Here is a 17,988-nt window from a genome sequence, read left to right as displayed (position 1 = left end):
AATAGAATATTACCAGATAATATAATAAAGCTCAGATTTTGTCTGGGCTTTTTTTTAATTTTTTAATTATGAAAAATACATTAATTTTATTTTTTTCTTTGTTTTCGCTGATTATATTTTCTCAGGAGAAGGAAAATAAAGGTTTTTTCCCGGTGCAATATATTTTAAAAAACTCTAATGATACGATCAAAGCTACCATCAGAAATGTAGGTAGATTCACAAATAAGAAATATTATTTTGCTACGATTTTATTTAAAATGAAAATGAAAGATGATAAAGGAAATGAGACCTGGGTAGAGCCGACTGATGTAAAGTACATTAAAATTACGGATGAAAATAATGTAAAACATGAGTATTTCGAATCCGCAGAAAGGTTGCCGAAAGAAAAAGGTTTAATTGAAATTATGTATGAAGGTAGAAATATAAATTGGTATAAAGATTATCGTAATCCGGCACTTCGTGTTCAGCTTGAAATCAAAGGATATATTATTGATAAGGATAAGAATGTATTGTATTCAGGATTTTTTAATGATTTTAAAGGGGCATTTAGAAAAATGCTTAAGGCTTATCCGGATTTGGAAGAAAAATTGAAAGGAGCGAAAACTGAGGCAGATTATGTTGAGCTTTTTCGATTGTATGATTCTAAAATTGATAAATCTTAATTCTAATTTAAGAAAGTATATAGCCACAGATTTTATCTGTGGTTTTTTGTTGAAAATTATTTAATTTCAGTAAAAAATTAAATATGAAGAATAAATATATCATGATTGCTCTTTCTATGGCTGGGATGGTTCTTTCAGCACAAGAAAAAAATGAGCTGGTAAGCCCTAATGAAAACCTTATTGCAGAAAATATTTTACCTATTCCAAAAGCTTTAGCCCAGGCAATTAAAAAATATTCTGAAACCAGAAATGCTGGATTAGCCGATGTTCATCCAAATGGCAAAGAATTGATCGCAACAACCCGTTTTGCATCAACTAATCAGCTTCATAAAATTTCCAGCCCCATGGGAGATAGGAAACAGATTACTTTTTTTGATGAACCAGTGAATATTGCAAGTTATGAACCGGTAAAAGGAGAATATCTGATCTACATAAGGGATGCCGGAGGGAATGAATTTGGACAGCTGTATAAGCTGGATCTAAAAACATACGAATCTAAATTACTTACCGATGGCGGAAGAAGCCAGAACAGTGGTATTAATTGGAAAAAAGATGGATCAGGATTCTTTTTTACATCAACAAAGAGAAATGGTGGGGATAGAGATATTTATTATATGGATCCTTTGCATCCGGAAAATACACAACTAATCCTAGAGGTAAAAGGTGGTGGCTGGGGAATTAATGATGTTTCAGATGATGGAAAAAAAATACTCCTTGATGAACATATTTCAGCTAATGATTCTTATCTGTACATCTATGATCTGGAAACTAAAAATCTTGAATCTATTACAGATAGAAAAGAAAAAGGAGTGGTACAGACCGGAGCTTCTTTTGGAAAAACTCCAGATGAAATATGGTATACAACAGACAGAGACAATGAATTTAATAGATTGGCTTTTTTAAATTTAAAAACAAAAAAGATCAACTATTTAACGAGTTCAATTCCTTGGAATGTTGAAAGTTATGAAGTATCAAAAGATAAATCTAAATTGATTTTTGTAACCAATGAAAATGGAATTAATAAAATGTATCTTTTGGATACAAATACCAACCAGTATACTCCAATCAATAAGATTCCTATGGGTCTGATCGGAGGAACAAAATTCACAGGTGATAGTAAGTCACTTTATTTTTCACAGTCAGCAGCCAATAGCGGAACAGATATTTATAAACTCGATCTGGCTTCACGAAATATTGAAAGGTGGACAGAAAGTGAGCAGGGAGAGATGCAGCCTGCAGATATGTCCGTTCCAAAATTAATAGAATGGAAGAGTTTTGATCATACCCGGATTACTGGATTTTATTATCCTGCTTCATCAAAGTTTACAGGTAAAAGGCCTGTTATTATTTCCATACACGGTGGTCCTGAAAGCCAATCTATGGCGTCATCATTAGGTTCAGGTAATTATTTCACCAATGAAATGGGTATCGCAATGATCCTTCCAAATGTAAGAGGTTCTTCAGGATATGGAAAAACATTTATAGCTGCTGATAACTGGGATTTAAGAATGAACTCTGTTAAAGATATTGGTGCCTTATTAGACTGGATTGCAAAACAACCCGAACTGGATAAAGACAGGATAATGATTATGGGAGGCAGTTATGGTGGATTTATGACATTGGCTACTGCTTATGAATATGCAGATAAAATCCGATGTTCTGTAGATGTTGTAGGGATTTCCGATTTTAATACTTTCTTGAAAAATACAGAAGAATATAGAAGGGATCTACGGAGAGTAGAGTATGGGGACGAAAGAATTCCCAAAATGGCTGAATTCTTTACAAAAATTGCCCCTCTGAACAATATTGACAAAATCAAAAAGCCGATGTTTATTATTCAGGGTACCAATGATCCGAGAGTCCCCGTTTCAGAGGCCAAACAGATGAGAGATAAACTGAAAGCTCAGGGGAAAACAGTGTGGTATCTGGAAGCTAAAAACGAAGGTCACGGCTTTCGGAAAAAGGAAAATATAGATTTCCAACGTCTTGCGACCATAAGATTTATGCAGGAGTTTTTATTAAAATAATTTTAAAATTGGCATATTTATAAAAAATAATCTGTTTTTCTCGCCCTGTTTTCTTAATTTTATTCTATGAATCTTGAGAAAGTAGGGCTTGTTTTATCAGGAGGTGGTACCAAGGGTATTGCACATGCCGGAGTTTTAAAATTCTTAATTGAAAAGAATATTGATATTGATGTACTGTCTTGTTGCAGTGCCGGTTCTATTGTAGGATGTTTATATGCTGTAGGTAAAACACCGGAAGAAATTCTGGAATTCTTCAACTCAGTTTATTTCTTCAACTGGAAGCATTTTGCCTTCAATCAACCTGGATTAGTTTCTTCTATTATTTTTACAAATTATCTGAAACCGATCTTTCATGATATGAAATTAGGAGATTTGGATAAAGAAGTAAAAATCGTTGCCACAGAATTGGTATCGGGGACAGAGAAGATATTTGATGACAACTTTATGGTGACAGACGCTATCATTGCTTCATGTTCAATTCCAGGGATTACAACCCCTTATATCATTGGTGAAGAAATGTTCTGTGATGGGGGGGTGTTAAATAATTTTCCGGCAGATATCATCAGAGAGGAGTGTGATAAATTAATTGGAGTTTTTGTATCTCCGCCTCATGAGATCGATATTAAAGATTTAAAATCGATCAAAGCCATTGTTTCCCGTTCTTATGATCTTCTTTCTTATAGAATTGAAAAAGGAAAATTTGGTTACTGTGATTGGTTTATTTCATCACAGGAACTCTCTAGCTATGGAACTTTTGAAAGAAAAAAAGATCGCTTAGAAGAGATCTTTAATATAGGCTATAATGCAGCAAAAGATAGTTTTGCAGATAGTAATTTCTATACACAGCTTAAACAGCTGGGAGCATAAAATAAAACTCTCACCTTGATAGTGAGAGTTTTTATTTTATTTTTTAACGACTTGTCCATCTTGTTCTACCACAGTATTACCGTTTTCATCACTTACAACAAGTGTGTAAGGTGCTTTTTTCGCTGAATCGGTAAGATAATTTCTCCAAATCTGGTAATGATACCCTTTATTTGTAAAGTCATAGTAATAGTTTCCTCCGGAACCATCTGGAACTAATTCACCATCGCTGATGATCATATTCGGTTTCGAGGTTATTTTTGAATTGGCACCCCAAGCCTGATAAAGGTATTTTCCATTCGGCTGTAAATCAATTCGTACTTTAAACTTCTTAGTTTTAATAATAACTGTTTTAGGAACCTGCTGAAAATAGGCTGAACTGCTTTTGGATTGTATAATCGGATTTTCGCTAAGGCTATTAGCATTAACGGTAGAAAATAGGGCTATAAAAAACGTGCCCATTAAAATTTTTTTGATCATGGCAAATAGGTTTTAAAATTAGATTACCTGAACCTAATCAAATATAAAGCCATTTAAGATAGCGGTAAAGTCGATGTATAGCTGGCAAAAGCCTCTTCCAGACTGGCAAATTTCCCCTTAAATTCATCGATCGGGCAATCCTGAAGAATGTTTCCTTTATGGATAAGAATGACACGTGAACATAAGGCTTCAACTTCCTGCATAATGTGCGTAGAGAGAAGAACAGTCTTTTCTTTGCCAATTTCTTTTACTACATTTCTGATTTCGATGATCTGATTAGGATCCAGACCATTGGTAGGTTCATCTAAAATTAGCAGATCTGGCTGATGGATAATAGCTTGTGCTAAACCGACTCTCTGTTTATACCCCTTTGAAAGCTGACTTATTTTTTTAGACTTTTCAGGTGTAATTCCTACAAGCTCTATCACTTCATTAACCCGGCTTTCAGATATTTTATGAATATTAGCGACAAACTGCAGGTATTCTTTCACATACATTTCCAGATAAAGAGGATTGTTTTCAGGAAGAAATCCAATGTTTTTCTTGCTTTCTATTTCGTGTTCTGAAATGTTTTTATCATTAAAAATTATCTGCCCTTCATCAATCTTTAGTGCCCCTACAATAGATTTCATTAAAGTTGATTTTCCTGCACCGTTTGGTCCCAGAAGACCTATGATCTCATTTTTATCAATGGTGATATTAATATCGTTAAGAGCAGTTTGCTCACCAAATTTTTTGGTTAAATTGATTATTTGAAGCGACATATGATGTAATGATCTTTTTGCAAAAATAAAAATAAAAAAACTCATTCCTGTGAATGAGTTCAGTTATATTGTAAAAATAATAATTATTTTCTGGATTTTTTATTTTTATTGCCTGAATTATTAGTTGAGGCTGAATTTTCCTGTTTGTTGATATGGGTATTATTCATGCCAGCTGATTTATCATACAGAGCTGATTTTCCACTTGTTTTTCCAAAGATCTTATCTACCTGCTTTTTATTTAAAAATTGAGATTTTCCAACATACTTTCTGTTCTTATTGATATACTGGATAAACTGAACAGTAGGCTGGCCATAATTTTTTTCATAATGAAGCTCTATAATATCGTTAGGAAGTTCTAAAGTAATATTGCTCTCAGGAAGAGATATGAACCCATCTGTAATCAGCTTATAAAGATCTGTTACATCTCCATTCATATTTTGGAAAGAGAAAGACCTGAAGGTATTGAGATTACTGGTGTTAAGATCCTGATAATTAACCGTAAATTTATCTTCCTTTTTATATAAGCCAACAGAATTATCTTTACCTATTTCCACTAAACTTTCATTTTTCAACACTTTAATTTGTGCGAAGCTTGAAATACCGAACAGACAAGTAAATAGTAAAATTATTTTCCTCATTGGATTGATTTTTAACATTTTATAATATGGTGTCCTCACAATTCAGGGATGAAATAATCTGGAAAACTTCGTCCCTAAAGCAAAAGTAACACTTTTTTTTGATATTTATTTTTGAAATACAGGCTATATGATGTACAACATTCAACTCTGTAGCAACAGAGTTCATGCCAAATTACTTAGATCGCTTTATATTAAAAAAGGTGAAAACTTAGTATGGTTTTGAAAAAGAGGCGGTTGATACAAAGGAATAGCCTCAGAGAGACCTGTCCCAAGGGATTGATAAAATAAATTTTTCATGTTTTCTGATGTGTTAGAAAGACAAATTTATAATATTAAATTTAATTTAATTAAAAAGTTCGGAAAATATTTCCCTGTAAGGTGCTAACAATTATTAGCCTCTAAAAATTATATTCTGACGAAATCAGTAATTACTTAATAATATAAAAAAAGCCGCAAAATGACTCAGTGAATAGACTCAGTGGTTGAGATCGGTTTATAAAAGTATTTTCTTAAGTGTCTAACCGGCAGATAAACAGACAATACAGACAGTAAACCAGCGAGTACACCAACAAGAATGGCCATTGCAGTAGCATCTAATTTATAATACTCTGATAAGTTATATTGTGCTAAAAACAACATGGATAGCACCAATAAACCACTAACAACACCGTGTAAAATGCTCAATTTGGTCATTAATCTTTTTGTATTGAGATTATCATCGATCATAAACTCAATAGATCCTTCTTCGGCAGCAACAGTCACTCTTTTGATAATATCAATGGTGAGAATGACGGGTAAAAATATGGCCATTGGCAAAGTAAGCCTCGCCAGATTTTGTGTTCCTGCAAAGAAATGAGTATAACCCAACTCCCTGAAGCTTGCATAAGCAACAATAAAATTAAAAATCATATTGGGAAGGACATAATAAAGGGTTCGCTTTATTAAAAAGCGTTTAAGGGTAGTTTTCTTTTTTATTTCTTTAGATGGATCAGGTTTCATGATTAATTCTGCAAAGATACAGTTAGTAATTCAAGAGCTTTATCTTTAATTTCGGTGGCTTTCTGCTGGGAAAGAAAATCTTCATTCGACATCATGGTAAAGTCCATTTGTTGGTTGTAGGTAGTTGTAACCAGGGTATTCGAATTCAACCAGGGAAAAGCAACTGTGGGACTTATAATTGTTTCCAGCCTAAAATTCCGGTATTTATCCGGGATATCAATTTTACCCATATTGGACAAGGTAATATCATGTCCGCCATTGCTTGATTTTAGCACTTTGATCATACGCTCAACGATAGGATGCATCTGTTCACCCATCCATAAAAGTTCCCGCGCCTCTATTTTCTGTATTTTCTCAAGGAGCTCTTTTTTAATTTGTGCGGCGTGATCAAACAAGCCGTGATTGCCTTTTTTTAAAGAAAGCTCTACCGTTGGGGCAAAAGCAAATACATGATCCTGCTTAATTTCCGGAATAAAATGACGGACATCCACAGGGCTGATCACTTTTCGTTTAGCCTGAGATCCCTGTATTTCCTGAAATGCCTGCATGAATGAAGCACATAATAGAGAGTGTACAGAAACACCATGAGATTTACAGGTATTGGTAATCTGCGTGGTTATTTCTGGATTCAATTTCCAATGGATGACATAGTTTTTCCCAAGATTTCTTTTTTTACTTTTCCGCTGCATCAGAAAAAAGAGTCTGGCCATCAGCAAAAAGAACCTTGCTTTGCGCACCTTTTTTTTTGTATTAAACCCGGCAGGAAGAAAATCATTGACGGAGCTAAATGCCTGATAAGAATCCAATTCCAGAGAGGGATTATCCAACAGACAGAGAAGTTCCCGCATCAGGGTTACAAGTGATGTTCCATCGCAAATACAGTGAGGTAATACCCAAAGAATTTCAGAGACAGCCTCCCCTCTAACCCATACCAGCTGAGCCAGTGGTTTCTTATGATCTTCAAACATGCGGAACCACTCTTTTTCGGATTCCAGCAACCAATCTTCATCAGTTTGCCGCTGCACTGTGCGAATAGGAATGGCGGTCATCTCTTTCTCTTCTATAAAAAAAGGATACTGTTCACTATCGATATCAATCCTGGATCTAAGTAAAGAATGCTTCCGCTGAATTTTTTCTAAAGCTACTATAAAGTTTTCTTCTCGAAGTACTCCATTTATTTTTGCAGTAAATACACAGTTTAAAGGTGTCTTGGAATCAACATACATGATTCTTTCTACCATCATTAATTTTCGTTTGATCATGATACTGCTATATATTCCATTTGTTGTTTAATGGATTCTATGATTTCCTCACGAATCGCTAATGCCTCCGAATATTTTAAATATCCCTCACTTCCAATGAAAGTAAAATCCATTTCTCCATTGAATGTTGAAACTACAAATCCTGTGGTTTGACCCAAAGGACCAAGAGCGGAAGGGCTGAAAACGGTATCCAGAGTAAATTTCTTATAATCATTAGGAACCTGAATAAGCCCCAGATTGGAGAGCATACAGTCATTGGTTGACTTACCATTCCTTAATATCTTTGTGAAATCATCCAAAGCATAGTGCCAGGACTCTATCACCATCATCTTATTGTAAGGATCAAGTTTGGCAGTCTTACGTTTTACGGTCTCTTGCATCTGACGTACGTTATCTATAAAATCCATTTTCTCATTGATAGAAACTTCAACCATCAACCCAAAAGCAAAAATATGGTCATGTTTAATTTGAGGTGTAAGACGTCTTATATCTACAGGACAACAAATTTTATTTAATGCCGTTTTTCCTCTTATTTTTTTAAATGCCCTAAGGACTATTGCACATAAAAAAGTATTAACTGTAAAACCATTCGATTTGCAGTAAGAGATCAGTTGTTGTGTGAATTCACGATCAGATTTCCAATGGATCATATAGTCCTTTTGCCTTTCAATTGGTTTTTTGCCCAAAGGAGCGTATTTGATTATAGTAGATGCCACCCGGCCTATAAATTTTACTTTCAGCTTTTGTCTGCGACTGTTTAAAATAGCTGCCGGAACGATATCCTGAATTCCAAGGATAGGTTTCTCAATACCAATATCAGCAGATGGATTATCTAATACCTGTAAAAATTCATACAAAAGGGTCATTGCCGAACCACCATCACATAAACAATGGTGAAACGAGAAAAACATATCTGAAAGTTCTTCTCCTTTAATCCATACAAATCTTATCAGAGGTAATTTTTTATGATCAAAAGGCATATACCATTCTTTCATAGATTCTTCCTGCCAATCGTCTTCTCCTGTTCGGGGAACTTCCCTTATAGGAATGGGTACAACCTTTTCAGGGACTTCAAACCAGGGAATATTTTCTTCATCGTGGATGACGTGTGCTCTAAGCCATGGATGTTTATTTTGAAGCTGAACCAAAGCCTGTTGGATCTCTTCCAATGTGAAAGTACCTTTTAGTCTGAACGGAATGATGCCATTAAAAGCCTCAGTTCCATCTCCTAGTATCATACGCTCACCAAATAATAATTTTCTTCTCATGGTTATATTGAAATTAATGTTGATTCTTCTTATTAAATTAATTATGATACGGCTACATATTCCAGCTGTGCTTCAATCGATTTTATCATTTCATCGCGAATGGCTATAGCCTCCGAATAGGGTAAATACCCCTCACTTCCCATAAAACAGAAGTCCATTTTCCCTCTGAATGTTGAAGTCACCATGGTAGTAGTATTACCCAAAGGACCAATTACTGAAGGACTAAAAATAGTGTCTACTGTAAATTTCTTATAATCATGAGGGATCTGGATACGTCCAAGGTTCGAGAACATACAATCATTGGATGATTTGCCTTTCTTTAATAGTTTTGTGAAATTTTCTAAAGCATCATGTCCGGATTCCATTACCATCATAGTAAGATATGGATTGAGCTTCGAAGTTTCACGCTCTACAGCTTCCTGCATCAATGGTAAATTATCTGAAAAACTCATTTTCTCATTGGATGAAATGGTAATCATCAGTCCGAAAGCGAAAATATGATCTTCTTTTATCTGTGTTGCAAAACGCCTGATATCTACAGGACATGAAACTTTATTAAAGGCTACTGTTCCTCTTACTTGTTTAAATGTCTGAAGTAAGGTGGCACTTAAAAAAGTATTAACAGTAATCTCTATTGATTTGCAGTAAGCGATCAATTGTTTACTGGTCGTCTGATCAAATTTCCAATGGATAAGATAATCGTTTTGCCGGTCAATAGCTTTTTTTCTCATAGGAAAACATTTGATAGCTGTTGCTGCCAGTCGGCCTATAAATTTTGCTTTCAGCTTCTGTCTGCGATTTGTTAAAATTGCAGATGGAACAACATCTTCAATTCCTAATATGGGATTTTCAATACCAATATCGGTAGTGGGATCGTTCAATACCTTTAGAAATTCATATAAAAATGTCATCGCGGAACCTCCATCAGATAAACAGTGATGAAACACAAAAAGCATATCTGATACTCCTTCTCCTTTAATCCATACAAAGCGGATTAAGGGAAGTTTTTTATAATCAAAGACCGTATTCCATTCCTTCTTGGATTCTTCCTGCCAATCATCTTCTCCTTCACGGATCACTAGCCTTATAGGAATAGGTATGGTGAGTTTAGGCACTTCAAACCAAGGCACATTTTTTTCATCGTGAGTGATGAGTGCTCTTAACCATGGGTGTTTGGCCTGAATCAGATTCAGGGCATGCTGGATTTCTTCTTCTTTGAAGTCACCCCTCAGTCTGAAAGGAATAACCGCATTGAAAGGTTCTGTTCCATCGCCTAACAACATGCGCTCACCAAATAACAATCTTCTTTTCATAGGATTAAACAGAAACTAATACGGATTGTTCTTCTTGTACAAAATTTTCTAACAATTCTACAGCTTTATCATTGCCGCCTGCAGTAAGAAAGGTAGCCTGAACCTCTTTGGCTGCATTTCGGTATGTTGGATCCTCAAGCAATTCAAACACTGTTTCACGAAGCGATTCAATACGCAATCGTTTGTATCGGATACTCTTTCCACAACCTGCCTGCTCAATTAATTTTGCAATATGAAAATGATCATAAGCAATTGGTGTAATCAACATTGGCAATCCATTACGGAATGTGTCATTAACGGTATTAAAACCTCCATGACAAATAACCATATCCATGTGTGGCATTAACGCTGATTGTGGTACAAAACTATTTACAATAAAATTAGATGGCCATTCTTCAAAAATATTAGGTGGAGTAGCTGCTACAATAGTAACCGGCTGATCTGCAAATGCAGCGATGATCTTTTCGAAAAAAGCTTTTCTGATGTCCACCAACAGAGTACCTAAAGACACAAATATTTTAGGTGTGGTAGATGCATTTAAACGATCCCAATCAAAAGGAGCATCATTTGGTCGCCCTTTTACCGGACCTACAAACTTCATATGAGAAGGTACGGTTTCAAAACCTGCAAAAGCCTGTGAGGTAAACACGAGGTTCAATTTATGAGAATGGATAAAAATACCATCATCATCAATTCCCACTTCTTTTTGAAGATCTTTGATCAGATTTTGTTGCCATTCAAATATTTTAGGTGCACTTTTTTCTGTATCTCCCATTACATCCGGAGGAACAGGAGTGGTCGTTACACAAGGAATATTATGTTTATGAGCAAACAATGCTCCACCAAAAGAAATACAGTCATTAACGATGACATCAGGTTTCCAGCTTTCCGTAAGGCGGCTTAATCCCGGCATCATCATTTTGGCAAATGGAACATAGGTTTCTTCTAATGCGAGTTTCATTACTTCAGGTCCGGAACAGGCAGGTCCATCATCCTGTCTTTTCAGGATACGCTTGATTTCATCCTGATATGGAATAAGATCTTCTTCAGGATAGAAATAAGATCCTCCTTCCGGAATATGTTCATTGGAAAGCGGGGTAATTCCAAACCATTTCACTTCATGTCCTCTTTCAATCAAGCTTACACCGACACTTAATGTAGGACTGATATGTCCAAAGAACGGTGGAATAACAAATAAGAATTTAGAGCGGGGTTTTATTTGTTCCGAAGAAGAAATAATAGCCTTTTCAAGTAAATTGGCTGCAGTTGCTGAACCTCCGGCATCAATGAAAGACTGACGGATAATTTCGGCTGCTTTACGATACTCAGGGTTGTTTAAGATCTGCTGTACAGCTTCCTTTAAATGATTTGATTTAAATCTATTAAAATTAAGACGTTCACCAGCCCCTGTACGTACGACACGTCCAGCTACATGGGATTGATCATATGCAATTGGAATAACCACTAAAGGCAGGCCATTTGAAAGTGCTTCAGAAACCGTATTATGTCCTCCATGGCAAACGACTCCATCCAGATAAGGTAATAGATCCAATTGAGGAACCTGTTGATAGACCATAAAATTTTCCGGCCAGCTATCAAAAAGCTGTGGATCTGAAACCACTACAACGGTTAAATCTTCATTCTGAAATGCATCAACTACCTTTTGGAAAAAAGCTTTCTTATGATCATGATCGAATGTGGTACCAATACTTACTAAAATCTTCTTCTGAGTGCTGCTATTTAATCTGTCCCAGTCAAATTCACACGAAATACGGCGTTCTGTAAGAACTGGGCCCGTAAACTGATAATTGGATGGTAACTCCATTTCACCAAAGAAATACCTGGACGTTAAAACCATGGTTAAAAGATCTGAAGAAGCCAATGAACGGTTTTCTGTTATTCCCAGTTCCTTTTGCAGTTCGATGATCTGATTCACTTCCCATTCGTGTACCTTAGGCAATTCGTCCATAATTTTAATGGCAGCGGGAGCAGTAACAGATGTGCTGTAAGGAAGACCTAGCTTTTTCGCAGCAATAGATGCGACGAATAGCTGATGATCCCCAATAACCAGATCCGGTTGATATGATTTTAGCAAAGTAACAATACCATTATAGCAATGTCTGTTTAAAGGAATGAGTACATCTTCATAAAGAAATTTGATGCTGTCGATGCCGTACACTACTTTTTTTGAAATTATATCGAGATATTGTTCACTTTCTTTTTTTGATTCATCTGTCTGATCGTATTCAATAACTAATAATTCTCCTCCAACAGGAAGTTTGGTGCTTAAATTTTTATCAAGACTGATCCAAGCCACCTGATGCCCTCTTTCCAATAGAGTCGCTCCAATACTTAGAGTTGGATTGACATGGCCTGTCAATGGAGGGACAACAAATACAAATTTAGCCATAGTTTTGTGTTTAAAATTTAGATAAAAAATGATTGATGGTTTCTGCTATCTGAGCCGGTTCCTGTATAGGGATATTATGATCACCAGGAATCAATTCCAGTTCAGCTTTGCCAATTTGCGTTTTTAATAATTCACCTGTAGGCTTACAATTGGATTGGGATCCATAGAGCAATAATGTAGAAGAAGCCAATTCGGATAAATCAGTCTCATTGAGAAAATCCTTTTCTTTGATCATATCTGCTTTGATGCTCGTTTGTTCAAATAAGAACTCATACATACGGTGGTTTTTTTCCATTTGCCGTTTACCCATTTGTACTTTTGTAGTATCAGTAAAATTAGCAACATAATGTTCAAGAAACTCCTTACTGTATTCGTCAATGATACCACGCGTTTTATCGTCTCTGGGATCCGGAGCTTCCATAACCGCAAGTTTATCAACACGGTCTGGATATTTTAATGCTGTTTTCAGTGCAATAAGACCTCCGAAGCTGTAGCCGACAAGATGTGCTTTTTTGAGTTGTAAAAAGTCCATCAGATTGAGCAGGTCGGATGACATACTCTCAAGGTCGTATCCATCTTGAAAACGCTCACTCATGCCATGGCTTTTTAAATCATACATCACCACATGATAATGTTTTGCCAGAATAGGAGCTATATTAAAATAATAAATTGATAAGTTGCTGAACATCCCGTGGATAAGCACCACGGTTTGTTTAGCGTCCTTATTGAGTTCCTGTATATGGACTTTCCTATTGTCAACAGTAATTATTGGCATTCGTAGATATAATTGATGATCATACGGAGGTCAAGATTGATCAATTGATCTAAGTCCATAGAAGAAAGCCAGCCGGTGAAATCAATTTGTTCACCAAAATGGGCTTTGATTTTCTCAGAAAAAGAAACGATTTCTATACTGTCCATTTCCAGGTCTTTCGTGAACGAGCTTTCTGGAGTAATGTCCATTTCTTCTACAAATTCTTCACCAATTACTTCGGTGATAAAGCCTTTTAAAAGAGTGAATAGTTCCTCGTGATTCATTTTTAATGTGTGGTTTAGAGTGTCCATCCGATAATATAATTTAGGTGTTTAATAGTTTTTATTTCAATTTTATTGATCCATAAATGATCATCTGTTATAAGTTCAACTTCGTATGCTTTTGGATTTCCTTTCAGACCGGTGCCCAAAAACTTTCCGTAGGCTTCTTTGGCTACCCAGAACCGGGTGGTCCATTCAGCCTGATCCCGGCCTTTTAATAATGCTAATTCAGCATCAGTAAATACCAGATCATAAAATCCTGAGCTGCGTTCTTCAATAAGTTCCATATCAATTCCTACGGGGCTTCCATGACGGGCAATAGCTACTGCTTCTTTTCCTTTATGAGCTAATGATACATGGATATCTTCTGTAGAATCACCAATAAGATAAGGTTTGCCAACCTCATTCGAACGTACTTCAAATGCAATAGGAAAACAAGCATGATCTTTTTGTTGGCGTAACAGGTTTCTTACAGCATCTTTCACGGCTACACGACTCACCATCCAGTTTTTTCGCTTGTTAGGTAAGAGCTCATTATGATATTTCTTTTCAGTTTGATTGAAATAGCGTTTCATAATAAAATCCCATGAAACAACTCTGGAGTAAGCTTGATGAAAATAAAATACCTGAGGAGCTATTTCTTCTGAAAGTCGGTTATGTAAAGGAGACATTGAAACGTTCCATAATGCCTCATCAATTTCAAGTCTCCTGTTCTGCCATCCTGTAATAGCACACCAGACTTTTCCGTTTCTTTTCAGTATGATGTTAGCGGTTGCAAATTCCTCATTTAAATCAGTGAGTATACAGAAGCATTCAAATAAGCCTTCCTGATCATCCATATTACCGAAAAATTCGATATCCCTGATTTTCACAGGAAAAGCAATACGGTCTTTTGTTAGAGTCAGTTGTAGCCACAGTCCAAATAATTGCCCGGCGTTATCTAATAAGGAACCTTTTCCTCCATTTCCTTTAATTTTCCCTGCGATACCTTTGGTTCCAACCGATGAAATCTCCGTAATACCCTGGTAAGCTTCTCCATGAAACATATGTTTTTCATAGATCTCTTCAGGGGTTCTATTGATTGGTAAAAGATCTCCGATTGAAAGATCAAAGGCCGGAACAACAGGAGCTGATGAGGTTAGTAACACTTCTGCATTAGCGAAGTTTTCAATATCCAGATAGGCGTGGTTTGATGATCGCCATTCTCCCTTTACTGTTTTCTCAAAAGGTTTGGCAACGTTCATCCATTGAAACACATTTACATTCATGATTTTATGTACCTGTGTTCCTTCTATTTCTGCCTGGGCTATTTCAGCTAATACTTCAAAAATCATGGTCATGGGAATAACCGGTTCCATATCTGCAATATCGGTCCATCCTTTGGGTTGTCTCAACAGACTATGATCGATGAGGTAAGGATGACTATCCAGGTTAACATGCAGAGATTTGGAGAAATTCGCATGGGTGGGTACTTTCGTCAATATAGGATTTGTAACTCTATTTTCCAGACGATTCTGAAAGAGGGTCAGTACTTCTTCCTGCATACGCATCATATCAGTCATGTTCTCCTGAAATGCCTGCACAAGAGGATGTCCCGTCTTAGCTACCGTTGCTGAAACACTTTTTTGTTTTGTGTCAAAAGATTGTGCTAAAGATTTTATTTCTTTAAAATCACGGATAATGGGTGATCCCAATTGCAGTTTGATTCCTTTACCTGATGGTTTTTTTGAATCATTATGGATGTCTAAAAAGTCAAGTGCTACAGTTTTACCTTCCACAAATAATGCAGCGACCACACGCTCCAGCTGAGTAAGTGCAGATCGGGTTGGCAAGCTGGAAGCGACAGTACTGAAGGCCTTTCCTTTTAATGTATCATCAATAAAACCTAATAACCCGCCGGCACCCACCTGGATGAAAAATCGGGCACCCTCTTCATAAAGCTTTTCAGTAAGCTCGCGGAAGCGAACCGGCTGAACAAGATGTTCAGCGCTCAGTTTTCTGATCGCTTCCTGATCTTCAGGATATGGGGTGAGGGTGGTCGCAGACCATAAAGGGATCTTTGTTTTTTGAAACTGTACCTGTTCCATTCCCTCTAGAATTAAATCAAGCTTGTCAGCAACAAACGGAGAATGAAAACCAGATTGGAATGGCAGAATCTGATGAAATATCTGTTTAGATTTTAATAATGGAACTAATTCATCAAGAGCGGTATTGCTGCCACAAAGGATAACCTGATTGGGACAGTTATCATTAGAAACATATACATTTGGAATTTCTGCAATAAGGGGTGTAATGCTATCAATACCTGCTCCTATCGCAATAAATCTGGAATCCTTTAATTCAAAAGTTTCCGGATTAAGTACATCGATCAATGATTTCACAGAGTTTACCTCTGCCAGCTCAGCGGAATAGCCAGCCAGCCATTCTCCTAAGCTATGTCCTGCATTCATATCTGGTGAAATACCCAAATTTTTCAACGCGGTATCCAGTATGCTGCATGAATTAAAAATGTTTAATGCATCGGTTAACAGACCATCACCTTCAGTTTGTATAGGTTCAGTTAATCCAAAATAACGACTGACACTGTCTACTTCACCTTTTGCAAGGCCATCTAAGCCAGGAAAAACAAAGGCTATTTTACCACCATCGCGTAATAAAGGAATAGAGGTATACCAAATATCCTGTCTGTTGCGCCAAGGGTTTTTCTTAGAGACAATCTTAATCGCTTTTTCTATTCTTTCAGGTGTTGGATCAAAGAGGGCAACCCTGTAATCTCCTTCGCCCGGTATAGTTTCGTTATTCCGTAAAGCGGAAAGTAATTCTTCGTTTGTTGCTCTTGCTAAAAGTAATACACGGTCTTTTTTCGGCTTATCATATCCTTCAAGAACAACGTGTGCATTGATACCTCCAAACCCAAAAGCATTCACTGCTGCCACTTTTGGCAAACCTGATTTTGACCAGTTTTTTGGTTCCTGTACGGGTGCAAATCGAGTCTGCTCCATATCGGCAACCGGATTTTCACAATATAATGTAGGTGGTAAAGTATCATGATGTAATGCTAAACAGGTCTTTATCAAACCTGCTATACCTGCTGCAGGCATTGCATGTCCTATATTTGATTTTACAGATCCGATACCTGCGATGAGAGCGGCTTCTTCTTTACCAAAGAACTGAGCCAGGGTCTGAAGTTCTGTTTTGTCTCCAAGTGGCGTTCCTGTACCGTGAGCTTCTAAATAACCAATCTGTTTTTCATCCATATCAGCATTAGTCCAGGCTTGTTTTAAAGCTTTTAACTGGCCTTTAACGGACGGACTCATAACACTGGTTCCATTACCATCACTGCTTACACCAACACCTTTAATAACAGCATAGATCTTATCCTGATCACGGACAGCATCTTCCAATCGCTTCAGAACAACGAAACCACAGCCTTCTCCAATTAATAATCCGTCGGCATCCATGCTGAATGGCTTAATTTGCTGTTGGCGGGACATCGCTCCAAGCTGAGCAAAAATACTCCAGAAAGCAGCATTCTGTCCTGTATGCACACCGCCTGCAATAACCATGTCGCAACGTCCACGGTTAAGCTCTTGTACAGCGTGATCCACAGCAAGTAAAGCACTCGCACAGGCTGCATCCACTGTAAAAGCGGCTCCTCCTAAATTGAATCGGTTAGCGACTAAAGAGGCGACAAGATTAGGGATAAGTCCCATAGCAGTATCAGCAGCAAAACGTCCTTTACGCTCCTGAAAGGCATGCTTAACTTTTTCGATATCTGCTGAAGATACCTGAGGTAATAATTCCTGTAATAATGAGGAGATCTGTTCACCAGTCCGCACAATTTCGATGGCACGGGTAGCACCGGGTCCTGCGTAGTTTCCTTTACCAATGATGATTCCCGTTTTTTCTAACGATACCTGCTTCTGAAATACTCCTGCATCCTCCAAAGCCTTTTGCACAAGATCAAGTGTTAATAAATGATCCGGTTCCGTACCTTCAACGGCTAGTGGTAAAATGCCAAATGCTGTGGGATCAAATTCGTAGTCAGAAATAAATCCACCACGTTTGCAATAAAAACGATCGACTGAATTTGTACTATCACTAAAGTGCACAGGATCGATCCTGTCGGCAGGAGCCAGTTGGGTAGAGTCGACTTTATTGACAATATTTTGCCAAAAAGTGTTGGCATCTTGTGCCCCAGGAAAGACACAAGATAAACCAATTACAGCAACATCTGTTTTTTTCATAATTATCTTATACAGAGGA

General features: G+C 36.9%; 14 protein-coding genes. 3 read left to right on the top strand and 11 right to left on the bottom strand.

The genetic code is table 11. From position 1 onward, the window contains the following. Nucleotides 1-68 precede the first annotated feature (68 nt). The 3 genes from NG806_RS08400 to NG806_RS08390 all read left to right on the top strand — a co-directional run bounded on the left by NG806_RS08400 (nt 69) and on the right by NG806_RS08390 (nt 3,556). Nucleotides 69-662: a hypothetical protein gene (locus NG806_RS08400; RefSeq protein WP_261512679.1), complete on the top strand. Its 594-nt coding sequence runs from the start codon at nt 69-71 to the stop codon at nt 660-662. 83 nt (nt 663-745) lie between these two features. Beyond that, nucleotides 746-2,689: a S9 family peptidase gene (locus NG806_RS08395; protein WP_261512678.1), complete on the top strand. Its 1,944-nt coding sequence runs from the start codon at nt 746-748 to the stop codon at nt 2,687-2,689. 66 nt (nt 2,690-2,755) lie between these two features. Then, nucleotides 2,756-3,556, top strand: coding sequence for a patatin-like phospholipase family protein (locus NG806_RS08390; RefSeq protein ID WP_214831618.1), 801 nt, complete (start codon nt 2,756-2,758; stop codon nt 3,554-3,556). 36 nt (nt 3,557-3,592) lie between these two features. Here the strand turns inward: NG806_RS08390 and NG806_RS08385 are convergent, their stop codons facing one another. The 11 genes from NG806_RS08385 to NG806_RS08335 all read right to left on the bottom strand — a co-directional run bounded on the left by NG806_RS08385 (nt 3,593) and on the right by NG806_RS08335 (nt 17,969). Then, a complete protein-coding gene (locus NG806_RS08385) occupies nt 3,593-4,033 on the bottom strand; it encodes a hypothetical protein (RefSeq protein ID WP_261512677.1) in 441 nt (146 codons plus the stop codon). 53 nt (nt 4,034-4,086) lie between these two features. Then, on the bottom strand, nt 4,087-4,797 hold the full coding sequence (locus NG806_RS08380; RefSeq protein ID WP_261512676.1) for an ABC transporter ATP-binding protein: 711 nt from the start codon (nt 4,795-4,797) through the stop codon (nt 4,087-4,089). Nucleotides 4,798-4,880: 83 nt separating this feature from the next. Beyond that, on the bottom strand, nt 4,881-5,435 hold the full coding sequence (locus tag NG806_RS08375) for a hypothetical protein (protein ID WP_214831615.1): 555 nt from the start codon (nt 5,433-5,435) through the stop codon (nt 4,881-4,883). A gap of 462 nt (nt 5,436-5,897) precedes the next feature. Further along, nucleotides 5,898-6,434, bottom strand: a complete 537-nt coding sequence (locus tag NG806_RS08370; RefSeq protein ID WP_214831614.1) for a hypothetical protein — start codon at nt 6,432-6,434, stop codon at nt 5,898-5,900. A 2-nt stretch (nt 6,435-6,436) separates the two neighbouring features. Further along, nucleotides 6,437-7,696, bottom strand: a complete 1,260-nt coding sequence (locus NG806_RS08365) for a condensation domain-containing protein (protein ID WP_261512674.1) — start codon at nt 7,694-7,696, stop codon at nt 6,437-6,439. Beyond that, on the bottom strand, nt 7,693-8,964 hold the full coding sequence (locus NG806_RS08360) for a condensation domain-containing protein (protein ID WP_261512673.1): 1,272 nt from the start codon (nt 8,962-8,964) through the stop codon (nt 7,693-7,695). Before NG806_RS08360 ends, NG806_RS08365 begins: the two co-directional genes overlap by 4 nt. A gap of 41 nt (nt 8,965-9,005) precedes the next feature. Next, the gene (locus NG806_RS08355) at nt 9,006-10,277 is read right to left on the bottom strand and encodes a condensation domain-containing protein (RefSeq protein WP_214831611.1); all 1,272 of its coding nucleotides are present in this window, start codon (nt 10,275-10,277) and stop codon (nt 9,006-9,008) included. 4 nt (nt 10,278-10,281) lie between these two features. Continuing rightward, nucleotides 10,282-12,687 (bottom strand): glycosyltransferase, encoded by a 2,406-nt coding sequence (locus tag NG806_RS08350; protein WP_261512671.1) that lies wholly within the window; start codon nt 12,685-12,687, stop codon nt 10,282-10,284. A gap of 10 nt (nt 12,688-12,697) precedes the next feature. After that, a complete protein-coding gene (locus tag NG806_RS08345) occupies nt 12,698-13,462 on the bottom strand; it encodes an alpha/beta fold hydrolase (protein WP_214831609.1) in 765 nt (254 codons plus the stop codon). Then, nucleotides 13,453-13,725, bottom strand: a complete 273-nt coding sequence (locus NG806_RS08340) for an acyl carrier protein (protein ID WP_251040612.1) — start codon at nt 13,723-13,725, stop codon at nt 13,453-13,455. Before NG806_RS08340 ends, NG806_RS08345 begins: the two co-directional genes overlap by 10 nt. A 14-nt stretch (nt 13,726-13,739) precedes the next feature. After that, on the bottom strand, nt 13,740-17,969 hold the full coding sequence (locus NG806_RS08335; RefSeq protein WP_261512670.1) for a type I polyketide synthase: 4,230 nt from the start codon (nt 17,967-17,969) through the stop codon (nt 13,740-13,742). Between the last annotated feature and the right edge of the window lie 19 nt (nt 17,970-17,988).

The sequence above is a fragment of the Chryseobacterium paludis genome (assembly GCF_025403485.1).
Classification (GTDB): Bacteria; Bacteroidota; Bacteroidia; order Flavobacteriales; family Weeksellaceae; genus Chryseobacterium; species Chryseobacterium paludis.
Note: the sequence above shows the minus strand (reverse complement) of the source record. Positions and strands in the feature narration are given on the sequence as shown.

Coding starts and splice junctions, on each gene's coding strand:
- NG806_RS08400 (WP_261512679.1), top strand. CDS start 69: ATGAAAAATACATTAATTTTATTTTTTTCTTTGTTTTCGCTGATTATA.
- NG806_RS08395 (WP_261512678.1), top strand. CDS start 746: ATGAAGAATAAATATATCATGATTGCTCTTTCTATGGCTGGGATGGTT.
- NG806_RS08390 (WP_214831618.1), top strand. CDS start 2,756: ATGAATCTTGAGAAAGTAGGGCTTGTTTTATCAGGAGGTGGTACCAAG.
- NG806_RS08385 (WP_261512677.1), bottom strand. CDS start 4,033: ATGATCAAAAAAATTTTAATGGGCACGTTTTTTATAGCCCTATTTTCT.
- NG806_RS08380 (WP_261512676.1), bottom strand. CDS start 4,797: ATGTCGCTTCAAATAATCAATTTAACCAAAAAATTTGGTGAGCAAACT.
- NG806_RS08375 (WP_214831615.1), bottom strand. CDS start 5,435: ATGAGGAAAATAATTTTACTATTTACTTGTCTGTTCGGTATTTCAAGC.
- NG806_RS08370 (WP_214831614.1), bottom strand. CDS start 6,434: ATGAAACCTGATCCATCTAAAGAAATAAAAAAGAAAACTACCCTTAAA.
- NG806_RS08365 (WP_261512674.1), bottom strand. CDS start 7,696: ATGATCAAACGAAAATTAATGATGGTAGAAAGAATCATGTATGTTGAT.
- NG806_RS08360 (WP_261512673.1), bottom strand. CDS start 8,964: ATGAGAAGAAAATTATTATTTGGTGAGCGTATGATACTAGGAGATGGA.
- NG806_RS08355 (WP_214831611.1), bottom strand. CDS start 10,277: ATGAAAAGAAGATTGTTATTTGGTGAGCGCATGTTGTTAGGCGATGGA.
- NG806_RS08350 (WP_261512671.1), bottom strand. CDS start 12,687: ATGGCTAAATTTGTATTTGTTGTCCCTCCATTGACAGGCCATGTCAAT.
- NG806_RS08345 (WP_214831609.1), bottom strand. CDS start 13,462: ATGCCAATAATTACTGTTGACAATAGGAAAGTCCATATACAGGAACTC.
- NG806_RS08340 (WP_251040612.1), bottom strand. CDS start 13,725: ATGAATCACGAGGAACTATTCACTCTTTTAAAAGGCTTTATCACCGAA.
- NG806_RS08335 (WP_261512670.1), bottom strand. CDS start 17,969: ATGAAAAAAACAGATGTTGCTGTAATTGGTTTATCTTGTGTCTTTCCT.